At 72.0% G+C, this 14,706-nt stretch carries 10 protein-coding genes; 4 read left to right on the forward strand and 6 right to left on the reverse strand.

The annotated features are described in order from the left end of the window. Window positions 1-48: 48 nt before the first annotated feature. On the forward strand, window positions 49-3,501 hold the full coding sequence (locus QUY26_RS22780) for a tetratricopeptide repeat protein (RefSeq protein ID WP_289949587.1): 3,453 nt from the start codon (window positions 49-51) through the stop codon (window positions 3,499-3,501). On the opposite strand, the gene QUY26_RS22785 is transcribed toward QUY26_RS22780, so the two are convergent. Continuing rightward, a complete protein-coding gene (locus QUY26_RS22785; RefSeq protein ID WP_289949588.1) occupies window positions 3,449-3,940 on the reverse strand; it encodes an MmyB family transcriptional regulator in 492 nt (163 codons plus the stop codon). The genes QUY26_RS22780 and QUY26_RS22785 overlap by 53 nt on opposite strands. 422 nt (window positions 3,941-4,362) lie before the next feature. On the opposite strand from QUY26_RS22785, the gene QUY26_RS22790 reads away from it, so the two are divergent. Beyond that, on the forward strand, window positions 4,363-5,484 hold the full coding sequence (locus QUY26_RS22790; RefSeq protein WP_289949589.1) for an ADP-ribosylglycohydrolase family protein: 1,122 nt from the start codon (window positions 4,363-4,365) through the stop codon (window positions 5,482-5,484). Between the two features lie 239 nt (window positions 5,485-5,723). On the opposite strand, the gene QUY26_RS22795 is transcribed toward QUY26_RS22790, so the two are convergent. Beyond that, on the reverse strand, window positions 5,724-7,280 hold the full coding sequence (locus tag QUY26_RS22795; RefSeq protein ID WP_289949590.1) for a sodium:solute symporter family protein: 1,557 nt from the start codon (window positions 7,278-7,280) through the stop codon (window positions 5,724-5,726). Window positions 7,281-7,545: 265 nt separating this feature from the next. Continuing rightward, complete coding sequence (locus QUY26_RS22800; protein WP_289949593.1) at window positions 7,546-8,331, reverse strand: SDR family oxidoreductase; 786 nt, start codon at window positions 8,329-8,331, stop codon at window positions 7,546-7,548. An 80-nt stretch (window positions 8,332-8,411) separates the two neighbouring features. Between QUY26_RS22800 and QUY26_RS22805 the strand changes: the two genes are divergently transcribed. Further along, complete coding sequence (locus QUY26_RS22805) at window positions 8,412-9,251, forward strand: hypothetical protein (RefSeq protein WP_289949597.1); 840 nt, start codon at window positions 8,412-8,414, stop codon at window positions 9,249-9,251. A gap of 98 nt (window positions 9,252-9,349) precedes the next feature. Here QUY26_RS22805 and QUY26_RS22810 read toward each other — a convergent pair whose 3' ends face one another. The 3 genes from QUY26_RS22810 to QUY26_RS22820 all read right to left on the reverse strand — a co-directional run bounded on the left by QUY26_RS22810 (window position 9,350) and on the right by QUY26_RS22820 (window position 11,730). Beyond that, the gene (locus QUY26_RS22810; RefSeq protein ID WP_289949598.1) at window positions 9,350-9,559 is read right to left on the reverse strand and encodes a DUF397 domain-containing protein; all 210 of its coding nucleotides are present in this window, start codon (window positions 9,557-9,559) and stop codon (window positions 9,350-9,352) included. Window positions 9,560-9,765: 206 nt separating this feature from the next. Continuing rightward, window positions 9,766-10,623, reverse strand: a complete 858-nt coding sequence (locus QUY26_RS22815; RefSeq protein ID WP_289949600.1) for a helix-turn-helix domain-containing protein — start codon at window positions 10,621-10,623, stop codon at window positions 9,766-9,768. Window positions 10,624-10,959: 336 nt separating this feature from the next. Further along, complete coding sequence (locus tag QUY26_RS22820; protein WP_030359361.1) at window positions 10,960-11,730, reverse strand: GOLPH3/VPS74 family protein; 771 nt, start codon at window positions 11,728-11,730, stop codon at window positions 10,960-10,962. Window positions 11,731-11,899: 169 nt separating this feature from the next. On the opposite strand from QUY26_RS22820, the gene QUY26_RS22825 reads away from it, so the two are divergent. After that, a complete protein-coding gene (locus QUY26_RS22825; protein ID WP_289949604.1) occupies window positions 11,900-14,650 on the forward strand; it encodes a D-alanyl-D-alanine carboxypeptidase in 2,751 nt (916 codons plus the stop codon). The last annotated feature ends 56 nt before the right edge of the window (window positions 14,651-14,706 follow it).

The raw sequence follows: 14,706 nt of genomic DNA on the forward strand, positions 1-14,706 counted from the left end.
TGGAACACTTGCCCGCACGGGAACGCGCACCGTGCGGGAGTGGAGCCGATGGCGTCGGACGCGGGCAGGCAGCCGTCCATGCAGGAGCTGATCCGGCTGCGCAGACGCGCCGGATTCGTGGGGCGGCGCGGCGAACTCGCCGCGTTCCGGGAGAACTTCGAGCTGCGGCCGGAGGACGAGCGGCACCGCTTCCTCTTCCACGTTCGCGGCAACGCGGGCGTGGGCAAGACCTCCCTCGTGCGGGAGATGCGGCAGCTCGCTGACGAGCGGGGTGCCGTGACCGCTCATGTCGATGAGTCCGTGGGGAGCGTCGCGGACGCGTTGGGCGTGATCAGTGCGGAGCTGGGGCGCCGAGGGGGCAAGTTCAAGGAGCTCGACCGGCTGCTCGTCGCGCACCGGGAGCGGCGGTACGAGGCCGAGTCGGCGGCCCTCGCGGCACTGGGCGGACCGCGGGAGGAACAAGCCCTCCAGGCCGTTCAGCCGGTCCAGCCGACCCAGGCGTCGCAGTCGCCCCAGCCCTCCGCCGGGAGCATGGCCGCCGCCCGCGCCGGCCTCGCCGGGCTCGGACTGCTGCCCGGCGTCGGGATGCTCGCCGGTGCCGTCGACCCCGCCCAACTCGCGCACGGGGCCGATCGGTTGCGCGCCGGGCTCGGCGCGCGGCTGCGGAACCAGGACGACGTGCAGTTGGTCCTCTCCCCGGAGCGGGCCCTCACACCCGTGTTCCTGAAGGAGCTGGACGGCCTCGCGGCCTCGGCGCCCTGGGTCGTGCTCTTCTTCGACACGTACGAGAGGACCGCGCCCTTCCTCGACGGCTGGCTGTGCGACCTCATGACCAGCGAGCGGTACGGGCAGCTTCCCGCGAACGTCGTGGTCGTCACCGCCGGGCAGCGGGCGTTCGACGCCGCACGCTGGGGCGACTACGTGGACTTCATGGCCGACGTGCCGCTTGAACCGTTCACCGAGCTGGAGGCGCGCGGGCTCCTCGCGGGCAAGGGCGTGGTCGCCGAAGCCGTCGTCGAGGAAGTGCTCCGGCTCTCCGGCGGACTGCCCGTCCTCGTGTCCACCCTCGCCGAGAACCGGCCCGAGAGCGTCGACGACGTCGGCGACCCCTGCGCCTCCGCCGTCGAGCGGTTCCTGAAGTGGGAAGAGGACCCCGTGCGCCAAGCGGTGGCGCTGGCGTGCGCGCTGCCGCGCCTGCTCGACGCCGACGTGTTCGCCGCCGCCGTCTCGGGCGTGTGCGCGGAGAGCGACGTACCCGGGCTCTTCGGGTGGCTCCGGGGGCTGCCGTTCGTGAGCGAGCGCGGCAACCGGCTCCAGTACCACGACGTCGTACGGGCCCCCATGCTGCGGCTCCAGCGGTGCCGGTCGCCCCGCTGGTGGGCCGGTACGCACCGGCAGTTGGCGGAGAGCTTCGGCGAGTGGCGGGCCGAGGCGGCGGCGGGGCTCGACGCCGACGGCCGCTGGGGCGACGAACGGTGGCGGGAGCTGCGGCTGGCGGAGATGTATCACCGGCTGTGCTCCGGGGAGCGGGGTGCGCTGCCCGAGGCCCTGCGGGGTGTGGTCGAGGCGGGCGGGTGGGACGAGGAGGCCGCCCGGAAGTGTGCTGACGTGCTGGTCGCGGCCGGGGAGGACGCCGACGCGCGGGACGTCGGGGGGTGGGGGCGGGACCTGCTGCGGGCGTTCGAGGACGGGGGGCTGCCAGGTGCCCTTGAAGTGCTGCTGGATCGGGCCGGGCTCGACTCGGCGACGCGGGCTCTCGCGTATGCGGTTCGGGGGCGTGAGCTGCGGGTCGGCCAGGACCTTTCGGCCTCGGTCACGGAGTACGACCTGGCGCTCGCGGCCGACCCGACGCTCGTGCGCGCGTACTACGGCAGGGCTCTCGCACGGGTCCTGACGGGTGCGTACGACCTGGCGCTCACCGACCTGAACCGCGCCGACGAACTCGCACCCGACGACGACTACGTCCTCGCGCTGCGCGGCCGGACCCACCGGCTCCTCGGCTCCTACGACGCGGCACTCGCCGACCTGACCCGGGCCGTCGACCGCACGCCGGACCACGCGGGGAGCTGGGCCGAGCTGGGCGAGACCCGCAACGCGCTCGGACAGCCCGACGAGGCGCTGACAGCCCTGGACCGGGCCCTGCGGATCGACCCGGAGTTCCTGTGGGCGCGGGTCCGCAGAGCCCGCGTGCGGCGCGACCGAGGGGAGCACGAGGCCGCCGTCGCCGACCTGGACCGGTGCGTCGAACTGGCCCCGGAATCGGCCTGGGTGGCCTGTGAGCGCGGCGACGCCCTGCGCATCGCCGGACGCGTCGAGGACTCCCTCGCCGACTACGCCCGCGCGATCGAGCACGACAACGCGTACGCGTCGGCGTACGCCAGCCGCGGCCTCGCCCTGCACCGCCTCGACCGGAACGACGAGGCCCGCGCCGCCCTCGACCGGGCCGTCGAGCTGCGCCCGGACTACGCCTGGGCGCTGGTCCACCGGTCCTCGGTGCACCTGGCCCGGTCCGACGCCGAGCGGGCCCTCGCCGACATCGACCGCGCCAAGGCCCTCCTCCCGGACAGCGCCTGGGTCCTCCACGAACGCGCCGGCACGCTCTACCACCTGGACCGCCCGGAGGAAGCCCGCCCCGACCTGGACAAGCTCCTCGAACTTGACCCGCGGGACGTGGATGCCCTGGCCCTGCGCGGCACCGTCCTGTACGCACTCGACCGCTACCGCGACGCGCTCACCGACCTGAGCCGGGCTGTGGAACTCGAACCGGACCACTCCCTGCCCCACCAGAAGCTGGCCCTCGTCCACATCGCCATGGGCCGCACGAACGAGGCCCTTGCCGACCTCACCCGGTACGTCGAAGCGGACGGCGAGAACCCGGGGTGGGCGCGGCGCAAGGCCGCCCAGGTCCACCTGTGGTGCGGACGCCCCGGACTCGCCCTCGCCGAACTGGCCGCCGACACCGGCGACTTCGCGTACGGGGACAGCGACGCCACCGAGGTGCTGAACAAGGCGTACCGCATCACCGGGCAGTGGGCTCTCGCCCGCCGCACCGCCCTCGCCGAGTGCGCGGTCGACGAGGTCTACGGCCTGCACCTGCTCGCCCTCGTCGTCGGCTGCGCCGAGGGCGTCGCCGCCGCCCGCCCCCTGTGGCAGCGGGCCGCCCGCCTCACCCGCACCAGCGGCGAACCCTCCCCATGCGACGACCACCTCCATGTCCTGGTCGCCGCGGGCCTGGGTGACTGGACGGCCCTCGACACCCGCCTCGGCGATCCCCTCGCCGCCGCCGACGGCCCCGGCGCCCACTGGGCCGACCTGGCCGACCTCGCCGACGACCTCGACGCCCTGGTGCGCGCGCCGGGCGCCGACCGGGCCCGCCTCGGCCCGCGCCTCGCCCGCGTCGTCGCCGCCCGGGACGCCGTCCGGGCCCGGTACGCCGATCCGCTGCCGCTCAGCGAGCCGGAGTCTGCACCAGCACCGCCCCGCCCCGGGGATCGGGAGTGAGCAGCAGCGTCACGCCGTACCGCGTCAACTGACCCCCGGGCACGACCAGGTCGACGGCGCGGGGCGCGAAGTCGCCCACCGAGCGGCAGTCCCACCACTCCTCCAGGTCGGGCCGCTCGGTCCGTAGCCGCGTCGTCAGGTCCCGGAAGCGCGCCGACAGCGGGTCTCGGTCCGCGCGGGTGCGGAAGTGGAGCTCGTCCGACGCGTCCGGCCCGTCCGGGGTGAACCCCGCCAGGGCCAGCGCGTGCACCCGCGCCGCCCCGTCGGCACCTCCGTCCTCATCGACACTTCCGTCCTCATCGACACCCCTGCCGCCGTCGCCCCCCCCTGCTGCCGTCGCCCCCCCTGCCGCCGTCGACACCCCTGCCGCCACGGAAACCCCTGCCGCCACGGACGCCCCCGTCGTCATCCGCCGCCACACCGACTCCTCCCACCTCACCGAGCCCCGCACCCTCATCCGCGTCTACACCCCGCCCGGCGCCCTGGACTCCGTCACCGCCTTCCACGAGCGGCTCCTCGGGACGGAACGGGACATGTACTTCACGTGTCCCGCCAGGGAACTCACCCTCGCCGTCGTCGGAAGTTTTCTGCTCGCCGAGGCCACCGAGGAGGTCCTTGAGCCGTTTCGGGCCACCGACGGGACGCTGCTCGTCGACTCCGCCGACGCGTATCTGGCCCGGCTCGCCGCCGAGGAGGGCACGGAGATCCTGGTCCCATCGAGTACGTCGAACACCGGCCAACCCCTGACGGGAGTCAAGAGAAAGGGCACCTCCGTACAAACCACTTGGGCCCTGAACCGACCGTTCCCGTTCGATTACAGTGCTGCGGAGTCGGACGCCAGGGCACGGGAAAGGGGGTTCGGTGAGCACTGCAGCTGCCACCGGGGTGTGGGGCCGCACCGAGCAGCAGGACTTCCGCAGCCGGGTGCGCGGGACGCTGCTCGGAGCCGCCGTCGGTGACGCGCTGGGCGCGCCCGTCGACGGCCTCGGCCTCGGCGCGATCCGCGAGGCGCACGGCGCCGAGGGGCTCACCGAACTCACCGCGTCGCACGGCGGCGGGCGCGGCACCGTCACCGCTGCCACGCAGCTGACGCTGTTCACCGTCGACGGCCTGATACGCGCGCAGGTCCGCCGCGACACCGGGGCCTGGCACCCGCCGACCGACCTGCACCGGGCCTACCGCCGCTGGGCCGCCACCCAGCGCGACTGGGGGCCCGACGAGCGCCGCAAGGAAGACGGGTGGCTGGCCCGCGAGGAGTGGCTGTACGCCCGCCGGGGCCCCGCCCGCGCCTGCCTCACCGGGCTCGCCGACGACCGCATGGGCACCCTCGACGTACCGAAGAACCCCGGCGACCAGGGCCCGGAGGCCGCCACCCGGTCCGCCCCCTTCGGGCTGCTCGTCGGGTGGGAGCCGCAGCTCGTCCTGCAGCTCGCCGTCGAGTGCGCCGTCCAGACGCACGGCCACCCCGTCGCCTACCTCACCGCCGGGGCCCACACCGTCCTCGTGCACGGGCTCGCCCGGGGCGAGTCCCTGGACGGTGCCATCCAGCGCACCCTCGCCCTGCTCGCCGCCCGGCCCGGACACCAGCCCGTCACCGACGCCCTGCGGCACGCCCTCGGCGCCGTACGGCAGGGCATGCCCACCGCGAGCCGCGTGGAGGAACTCGTCGGCGAGGGCGAGGCCGTCGGCGCGCTCGCCGCCGCCGTGTACTGCGCCCTCGTCGGCGAGGACATCCGCCACGGCCTGCGGCTCGCCGTCAACCACAGCGGGGCGTCCGCCGCGGCCGGCGCGCTGTGCGGGGCGCTCCTCGGCGCCCTCCACGGCGAGACCGCGCTGCCCCCGGGCTGGCTCACCGAACTGGAGGGCCGCGCCACCATCCTCGAACTCGCCGACGACTTCGCCATGGAGATGACGCAGGGCCCCGCCCTGCACAGCCCGGCGGGCGCCGCGCCCGGGTGGCTCGCCCGCTATCCGCGCGCCTGAGGCCGGACCAGGACAGGAACTGCCCTGGATCTGACCGTCCCGCCCGCCGTTTCCACCCGACCGGAAGGTGGGCGTCGCCTGTGTGTGTGAGGGGGGCAGGGTGCGTGCCCTTGCCTCCCGGCGAGGGACCGAGCGGGCTCCGGCGGTGCGGCGGGGACCGCGGTCATGGGCGCGTGGGTGGGAGAAAGCCCCGCCGCGGTAGCGGCGGGGCTTTTGGGTTGCAGGCCCCGGGGCCAGGGTCAGCCGACTGTTTTGGGGGAGGCGGGCTCCTGCTGGGTGGGGAGAACCGCCGCGGCCGAGTCGTCGTCCGTGTTGATGCGCTCGATCAGCGCGTCCCGCTCGGGGGTGTCCTCCGGCTTGATGTGGCCGATCACGATGTAGAGGATCAGGGAGACGGCCAGGGGGATGGAGACCTGGTACTGGAGGGGCACGCCGCCGTCGACGTTCCAGTGGATGGGGTAGTTGACGAGCCAGAAGGCGACCAGCCCGAGGCCCCAGCTGGTGAGCGCGGCCGTGGGGCCGGAGCGGCGGAACGGGCGGAGCAGGCCGAGCATCATCGGGATGGCGATGGGGCCCATGAGTCCGGCGACCCACTTGATGACGACGGTGATGATGTCCTTGAAGGCGGGCGAGTTGACCTGCGTGGCCACGGCCATGGAGAGGCCGAGGAAGACGACGGTGGTGAGCCGGGCGGCGATGAGCCCGGCGTGGTCCGTCCAGACGCGGGCCCGCTTGGAGAGGACGGGCGCCACGTCACGGGTGAAGACGGCCGCGATGGCGTTGGCGTCGGAGGAGCACATGGCCATGGTGTGGGAGAAGAAGCCGACGATGACGAGGCCGAGGAGGCCGTGGGGGAGCAGTTGCTCCGTCATCAGGGCGTAGGAGTCGGAGCCGTCGGGCTTCTTCGCGTCGACGAGCAGCGGCGACATCCACATGGGGAAGAAGAGGACGAGCGGCCAGACGAGCCAGAGGACGGCGGACAGCTTTGCGGAGCGGGCGGCTTCGCGGGCGTTGGCCGTGGCCATGTAGCGCTGGGCCTGGTTGAGCATGCCGCCGTTGTACTCGAAGAGCTTGATGAAGAGGAAGGCGAGGAGGAAGACGGTGCCGTACGGTCCGACCAGCGGTTTCGCGTGGCCGTCCAGCTCGGGCTCGTCCCAGACGCCGAAGAACCCGCCGTACGGCCCGAGCTTGGCGACCACCGCCACGAACATCGCGACACCGGCGAGCAGCTGGATGATGAACTGCCCCAGCTCGGTGAGGGCGTCCGCCCACAGGCCGCCGATCGTGCAGTAGATCGCGGTGATCACGCCGGTGATGAGGATGCCCTGGTTGAGGGAGACGCCGGTGAAGACGGAGAGCAGGGTGGCGATGGCGGCCCACTTCGCGCCGACGTCCACGATCTTCAGGAGCATGCCGGACCAGGCGAGGGCCTGCTGGGTCTTCAGGTTGTAGCGGTTCTTCAGGTATTCGAGGGGCGACGCCACGTGCAGGCGTGAGCGCAGGCGGTTGATGCGGGGTGCGAACAGGCGGGCGCCGATGGCGATGCCGATCGCGATGGGGAACGACCAGGTGATGAAGGACGTGACCCCGTAGGTGTAGGCGATGCCCGCGTAGCCGGTGAACATCACCGCGCTGTAGCCGGACATGTGGTGCGAGATGCCGGACAGCCACCAGGGCATCTTCCCGCCGGCCGTGAAGAAGTCACTGACGTTGTCCACGCGTTTGTGGGACCAGACGCCGATCGCGACCATCACGCCGAAATACGCGATGAGCACGGCCCAGTCGAGACCGTTCATTGCCCCTCCCAGGGGTCCGACTTGTGAACTCGGTCAACTCCGCTGAAACGGCGCCCACTTCGTTGTGGCGGCGCCTGAACGGCCGCGAAGTGCCCGCTCATAGTCGGTTCGGCGGGAGGGCGCGGACAACCGCCCGCATGGTCAAGAGGGAGTAAAATCGTTCGAGTTGGCGACCTTGGTTCAAGTATGTGATCTGGGTGGGGTGACGAAAGCCCCCAAGGGGGACCTGTCGGCCACTCCTCGGGGGCGGGTCGGGAAGTGGCGCTCAGCGCATCAGCTCGCCCGCGTTCACCAGCAGTGACTGGCCCGTGATCGCCCGCGCCCGGTCGGAGGCGAGGAACACGCAGGCGTCCGCGACGTCCCCGTCGGTGGCCAGTTCCGGCAGCGCCATCCGCTCGGTGAGCCGCCGCTTCACCTCGGCCTCCGGCACGCCCTCGGTGTGCGCGGTGAACTTCACGTACGCCTCCACCGGCGGGCCCCACATCCAGCCCGGCTGGACGGTGTTCACCCGGATCCGGTGCGGGCCGAGCTCGCGCGCCAGCGAGTACATCGCCGAGACGAGCGCGCCCTTCGACGCCGCGTACGCCGCCTGCCGCACTTGCGAGGGCGCGGCCACCGACGACTGCGTGCCGATCAGGACGACCGAGCCGCCGCGCTCCTTCAGCTGCGGCAGGCAGGCCCGGGTCATCCGCAGCGAGCCCAGGAGGTTCACGTCCAGGATGCCGTTCCAGGTGCCGAAGTCCGCGTCCTGGAGGCCGCCGAAGTAGCTGTCCCAGGCCGCGACCTGCACCAGCGCGTCGATGCGCCCGAACCGCTCGACGGCGAGCGCGGCCAGCGCCTCGCACTGGGCCTCGTCGGTGATGTCCGTCGGCCGGTACGCCACGTGCTCGCCGTCCGGGTCGATCTCGGCGGCGGACCGCGCGAGGGTGTCCTTCGTGCGCGCGCCGAGCACGGCGTTGCCGCCGTCGCGCACCACGGCGGCGGCGACCTCGTGGCCGAGCCCCGTGCCGACCCCCGAGACGATCACGGTCCTGCCGTCGAGCAGTGACATGAGGAACCTCCGGACTCTGGCAGTTTTTCTGACGGAGCGTCAGAGTATGGGCGTCCAACGGAGGAAGGAAGGGGAGACCAGTGACTGAGGACACCCGCGTCGAGGCGTACGGCGAGCTGGCCGCCGTCGGTCCCTACGGAGTGCGCCCGGGCCATGCGCTGATCACCATGGTCGAGCCGCACCCGGGCCAGGAGTACGCCTACAACCGCTGGTACGAGGACGACCACTACTACGCGGGCGCGATGGCGATGCCCTGGATGTACGCGGGGCGGCGCTGGGTGGCGACCCGCGAGCTGCAACTCCTGCGCCGCCCCGAGACGTCGGCGGTCGCCGAGCCCGTGACGGCCGGCTGCTACCTCTCCACGTACTGGATCACCGAGGGCCGCTACGACCACCACATGAAGTGGACCGTCGGCATCAACAAGCGCCTCAACCGCGACGGCCGCGTCCACCAGGCCCGCACCCACGTCTTCACGGCCTTCCAGGACCACGAGGCCACCGTCTACCGCGACGGCGCCGCCGGACCGCGCGACTTCCACGCCCTCGACCACCCCTACCAGGGGCTCGTCCTCGAAGTCATCGATGCCGAGAGCCCCGGGCGGCGGGCGGAACTCCTGGAATGGCTGCTCGCCCGCCGGCTGCCGCGCGTCCTCGCGGGCTCACCCGCCGCCCTGGTGACGGTCTTCCGGCCGACACCGCTGCCGGGCGACCGGATGACGTACGTGAAGCAGGTCGAGGGCGTCGACACCCGGCTGACCCTGCTGTGGTTCCTGGAGTGCGATCCGCGCGCGTGCTGGGACGAGCGGTTCGCCGGGGCCGTCGAGCAGGTCGCCGCGTCGGGGCTCGGGCGAGTGGAGCTGGTGGCGCCGTTCGTGCCGACCGTGCCGGGGACGGACCGGTACGTGGACCAGCTCCGCTAGCGGGGCGGCGGAGCAAGGCCGAGCCCCCTCGGCCAGGACGGCGGACCAGTCGAGAGGGCTCATGCGGTGCTGCTATGCGGTTGTGTCGGTGGCACGTATCACCCGCGGTCGTAGTTCCCGTCGCGGACCTCGGCCACGAAGACGTTCCAGGAGTCGGCGGGGAAGGCGATGACCGCGCCGTCGGTGACCTTGGAGTCCCGCACGGAGATCGCGTGCGTCACGGGGGACTTGACCTCGACGCAGGCGCCGTTCCCGGTGGAGTAGGAAGACTTGGTCCAAGCGTGCGAGGCACCTTGCTGGATTGCCATGTTTGCTCCGTTGTGCGCAGTTGGTGAATTGCTGTAACCGCCTGAGAGCGGTACACGCCAACGTTCTTGCTGTTGGCGTGAATGACGCTACTCGCCAACATCGATCGGCGGATGGGTCGTTCACTCAACCGGATGGCATATTCCAGAGGGGTCTTCCGTCGCGCTATGGCGAAGGTGTACTGTGCGGCACTTTCACGAGCTGGGCCTCAGCGGGCGTACTCCTTGGCGATGTCCGCGATCAGCTGCCGGGATTGATCCACATTCAGTGCCTGGGCCCGCAAATGCTCGTACATGACGCTGTACTGCTGCACGTCATTCGCCTTTTCCAGATACAGGTCGCTGGTGACGCCCTCGATGTAGACCACGCTGGAATCCGACGCGTCCGGGAACTCGAGAATCGCGTACTGGCCGTTCAGACCCGGATGAGCGCCCATGTCGAAGGGGATCACCTGCACCGTGACGTGCGGCAGCTGGGACTGCTCCACCAGGTACTCCAACTGCTCGCGCATCAGCGCCCGGGTGCCGACGACGCGGCGCAGGGCGGACTCGTCCAGGACGGTCCACAGGCGCAGCGGGTTCTCCGGCGCCGCGATGCGCTCCTGGCGGCGCATCCTGACCTGCACCCGTTTCTCGATGTCCGTCGGGGTGGTCTCCGGCAGCGCGCCGGTGATCAGCGCCTCCGCGTACGGCCTGGTCTGCAGCAGGCCGGGGACGACCTGCGGATCGTAGACGCGCAGCGACGCCGCGTCCGTCTCCAGGCCGATGTAGACGCTGTACGGGATGTCGCCGAAGGAGTGCCACCAGCCCTGCTGGCGGGAGTCCTTGGCCATCTGCATGAGCGAGTCGACGATGCGGTGGTCCTCGACCTCGTACACCCCGCAGAGGTCACGGACGTCGCGCTGGCTGATCGAGCGGCGACCGTTCTCCAGGCGGCTGATCTTGGACTGCGACACCAGCAGCCGCTCCGCCACCTCTTCGGCTGTCATGCCTTTCAGCTCGCGCAGCCGACGCAGCTCCTGACCGAGCCGGCGTCGCCTGACAGTGGGATTGACGTTGGACGCCACGGGACGTGCACCTCCGGCACTATGCCTCTACTTTGCGTGTCTGCTGCCATGCAGAGTGCCACCACGGGTCAACTCGGCGCTGGGAAACAGCAGAACAGCGGCGTGTGGGGTGCCGACGCGGCGGGCGCCGCGCCGCGCTGCCCCAACAGGCGTGCCCCATGAGGCGGTTGCGGCCGCGCGGGCGGCACACCGGCGTCCTTCTCGTGGACGCCCGGTGCCCCGCCCGCGCGGCTCAGCGGCTCCCGGACCGGGTCTGGGGGACTGCGGTGCGGTGGCGCGGATGACGCGTGTGCTGCGGGTGCTGCGGGTACTGCTTGTGCGGCCGGTGCGGCAGGTTCAGTGGGCCACGGCGCGGGCCATGGCTCCCGCACCCCGGCGTGGCTGCATCGGAACCCTGCCGGGGTCCGGTGCGGTCCGCGCCGTCTGCGCGGGCTGACGCCCGCCGCCCTGCCCCGCGGTCGCGGGACTGCGGCGCGGTTGCGCCGCCACACCGTTCTGGACGTCCATCACGGCGTGTGCCACGAGGCCGCCCATCGGGTCGTGCCTGATCAGATCGCGCAGCCGGGAGCGGGACGAGCGTCCCTCGTTGCCCGGATACAGGTGCTTGCCGAGTCCGACCGCGTGGGCCAGCGCGGCGAGCGCCGCGGTCCGCGGGTCCGGCGGGACGCCGGTGCGGATCGCCGAATCCAGCCGGGACCTGATTTCCCGGCTGATCGCCGTGTCCGTCGCTTGGTAGCGAGTCGTCGGCAGTACCCCGCACATCTGACCCGCCACGGCATGCACCATGCCGCACCGCTCCAGATGCGAAAGGTAGGTCTGGCGCAGCCCCAGGCGGGGCCCGCCGATCCAGTGGACGGCCCGAACCGGGCTGCCGCGCCTGCGCAGCAGTTCCAGTGCGGAGTCCAGAGTCGGATCTCCGGTCGGCCGTGGCATCACCACGGCGATACGATCCCCGTCAGGGGCTATCCGTCCGGCCAGTGCCAGCTCTACTAGCTGCGCTCCGGCCAGACCCAGGTCGAGCGACTGCGGCTGCGCTGTGGTACCCGTGGCCGGGTCCAGAGCGAGCAGCAGAAGCTCCTCCGGAATTGTTCTGCGGCTCCTGCCCATCCATGCCTCCCCGCGTGGATGAATGACAGGGTGACCCCTCTCACATTGGTCTGTCGAGAGTGCGTGGGCGGTACGTACGGGAACCAGTAGGTATGTCGTTCTCGTCTACCACGGGGGTTAAGCCCTCACACAGGACACTGGTACATGGTTCGGACAGCGGGTCCGGGCCGTGGTTGGGCGTGGCGAGTACGGCAAGTACGAGGAGGCATCGGTGGCGGGCGAGTTCCCCGACGGGTCTAAGACGGTTTCTGGCGGGGGCGCTTCGGACGGTGCGGACGACGCCTCGTCGGCGTCCGGTGCCGCGGTCGGCTCCACGCCCGGCGACGCCAAGGGAGACGCACGGCTGCGCGCCGCGGTTGCCGCGTGGGTCGCGGGATCCGAGGAGACCGGGACCGGGGCGGAGTCGGGAGCCGGGTCGGGAGCCGGGTCCGAGGCCGGGGCGGCTGAGGCGGGTGAGGGTTCCGGTGCTGCTCAGGGGGAAGGTTCCTCCTCGGGTGAGCCGGAAGGTTCCTCCTCCGGTGCGGCCGAGAGCGCGGACGGCGCCGCCATGGGCGACGACGCCGAGGTCGCCGGGTCCGCGGTCGACATGGCCACGGCCGTGTTCACGGCTGCGCGGCCCGGGACACGGGCGGACGACACCAGGGACGGCACTGAGGGCGACGACGGCGCGCGGGCCGGGGGCGGGAAGTCCGAGGGTGCCAAGTCCGAGGCCGACGACTCCGCCAGCGGCGACGACACCGACGACGCCGAGGCGGAAGACCCCCGGGTCGACCGGGCCACCGCGGTGTTCACGACCGTACGGCCGGGTGTGAACGGGAAGTCCGACGCCGCGCCGAAGGCCGACACCGAGCCCGAGAGCGCCACCGAGCCGGACTCCGACGCCGACCCGGAGCCCGCCGCGGAGACCGAGCCGGAGGCCGAGACCGAGCCGAAGCCCGACGCCGAGGCTGATCCCGCGCCGAGGGCCCCGGCGAAGTCCGACGCCACCCTCACGCTCACCGCGAAGGCCGACGCCAAGCCGGGAGGCAAGCCGGAAGCCGAGCGCGAGCCGCATGCCGACGCCGAGCGCAAGCCCGAAGTCGAGCGCGAGCCCGAAGCCGACGCCGAGCCGAAGGGCGACGACGCCAAGCCGAAGGCCGACGACAAGCCCAAGGCCGGTGACAAGCCCAAGGCCGACGGCAAGTCCAAGGCCGACGACGAGCCCGACGCCCCCAGTGGCCCGCTCGACCAGGCCACCGCCGTCTTCAAGGCCGTCCGCCCCGGCTCCGCGGGCGTGGACCAGCCGACCACGATGCTGAAGCTCGGCGACGTACCCGCCGAGCGCACGCCGAAGTCCGGCGACGCCGCGAAGCCCGCGGCCAAGTCCGCCGCAGCCGAGTCGGAGTCCGAGCGGACCAGCAAGTTCGTCGCGCTCAAGCCGCTCGACGAGCCGCGTGTGAAGCCCGAGCCGCAGGCGCAGCCCGCACCGGGCGCGAAGCCGGGGGCGCAGGGCAAGGCCGCGCCCGCGTGGGCCGCCGCGCAGCCGTCGGCCCCGGCGGGCACTCCCGAACAGGCCTCGCCCGGAGCGGGCACCCCCACCGGGACGACCCCGCCCGGAGACCGCACCAGCCAGCAGCCCGTGCCGCCGCTGCCGCCGCTCGACCTGCTCGCCGAGCTGACGAACACGCCGCCGCCCCCGGAGACCCCGACCCGCACGATCGTGCGTCGGGTCAAGATCTGGACGCCGCTGGTCGTGCTCCTCGCGATTGTGTTCGCAGTCGCACAGGCGCTGCGTCCGCTTCCCGAGCCGAAGCTGACGCTGACGGCCGCGACGACGCACTCCTTCGAGGGCGGCAAGCCGTCGATTCCGTGGCCCAAGGACGGCCAGGCGGCCATGGACGTCGACGGCATCGGCAGCTTCGGCTCGTCCGGCGACCAGAAGCCCGTGCCGATCGCGAGCATCGCCAAGGTGATGACGACCTATCTGATCCTGCGCGACCACCCGATCAAGAAGGGCGGGGACGGCAAGACCATCGAGGTCGACGCCGAGGCGCAGCGGCACTACGAGAAGGGCAAGCCGGCCAACGAGTCCGTGGTCAAGGTGACCAAGGGCCAGAAGCTCACCCAGTACGAGGCCCTGCAGGCCGTGATGCTGCCGTCGGCCAACAACGTCGCCCGGCTGCTCGCGCGCTGGGACAGCAAGGGTTCCGAGGAGAAGTTCGTCGCCAAGATGAACAAGACTGCCAAGGAACTCGGCATGAAGAACACGACGTACACCGACCCCAGCGGCCTCGACAAGACGACCGTGTCGACCGCCGAGGACCTGGTGAAGCTCGGCCGCGTGGCGATGGAGAACCCGACCTTCAAGGAGATCGCGGGCCAGCGCAGCTACGAGGACATCAACGGCGACAAGCAGGACAACTACTTCGGTCTCGTCCCGACCATCGCCATCGGCATCAAGACCGGCACCACGTCGGCCGCGGGCGGCAACATCCTCTTCGCCGCGGAGAAGCGCGTCGGCGGCAAGACCCACATGGTGATCGGCGCGGCCCTCGCCCAGTTCGGCTCGAACGGCGTGGCCAACATCGACCTGGTCACCAACGTCACCAAGGACCTGATCGCGGCCGGGCAGGACGCCCTCAAGGCCAAGACCGTGGTGAAGAAGGGCGAGGTCGTCGGCGAGGTCGACGACGGCCTCGGCGGCACCACACCGGTCGTCGCCACCAAGGACGTCACCGCCGTCGGCTGGTCCGGCCTGACCGTCAAGACGGAGCTGTCGGACGGCGGCAAGACGCCCCCGCACTCCGCGAAGGCCGGTACGGTCGTCGGCCGCCTGCTCGTCGGCGACGGCACCACCAGCGGCGCGGTCAAGGTTCCCGTGGCCCTGCAGAAGGACCTCTCCGAGCCGGGCTTCACCGCGAAGCTGACCCGCGTGAGCTGACCCGCATGACCCGCGTGAGCCGACCCGAGTGACCCGAGTGAGCTGACCCGCGTGAG

This window comes from Streptomyces flavofungini, assembly GCF_030388665.1.
GTDB classification, from domain to species: domain Bacteria; phylum Actinomycetota; class Actinomycetes; order Streptomycetales; family Streptomycetaceae; genus Streptomyces; species Streptomyces flavofungini_A.

Bases quoted from the DNA above. Each gene is read 5' to 3' on its own strand.
- QUY26_RS22820 (WP_030359361.1), bottom strand. From the start codon at position 11,730: ATGGGCAGGAGCCGCAGAACAATTCCGGAGGAGCTTCTGCTGCTCGCT.
- QUY26_RS22810 (WP_289949598.1), bottom strand. From the start codon at position 9,559: ATGGCAATCCAGCAAGGTGCCTCGCACGCTTGGACCAAGTCTTCCTAC.
- QUY26_RS22795 (WP_289949590.1), bottom strand. From the start codon at position 7,280: ATGAACGGTCTCGACTGGGCCGTGCTCATCGCGTATTTCGGCGTGATG.
- QUY26_RS22780 (WP_289949587.1), top strand. From the start codon at position 49: ATGGCGTCGGACGCGGGCAGGCAGCCGTCCATGCAGGAGCTGATCCGG.
- QUY26_RS22800 (WP_289949593.1), bottom strand. From the start codon at position 8,331: ATGTCACTGCTCGACGGCAGGACCGTGATCGTCTCGGGGGTCGGCACG.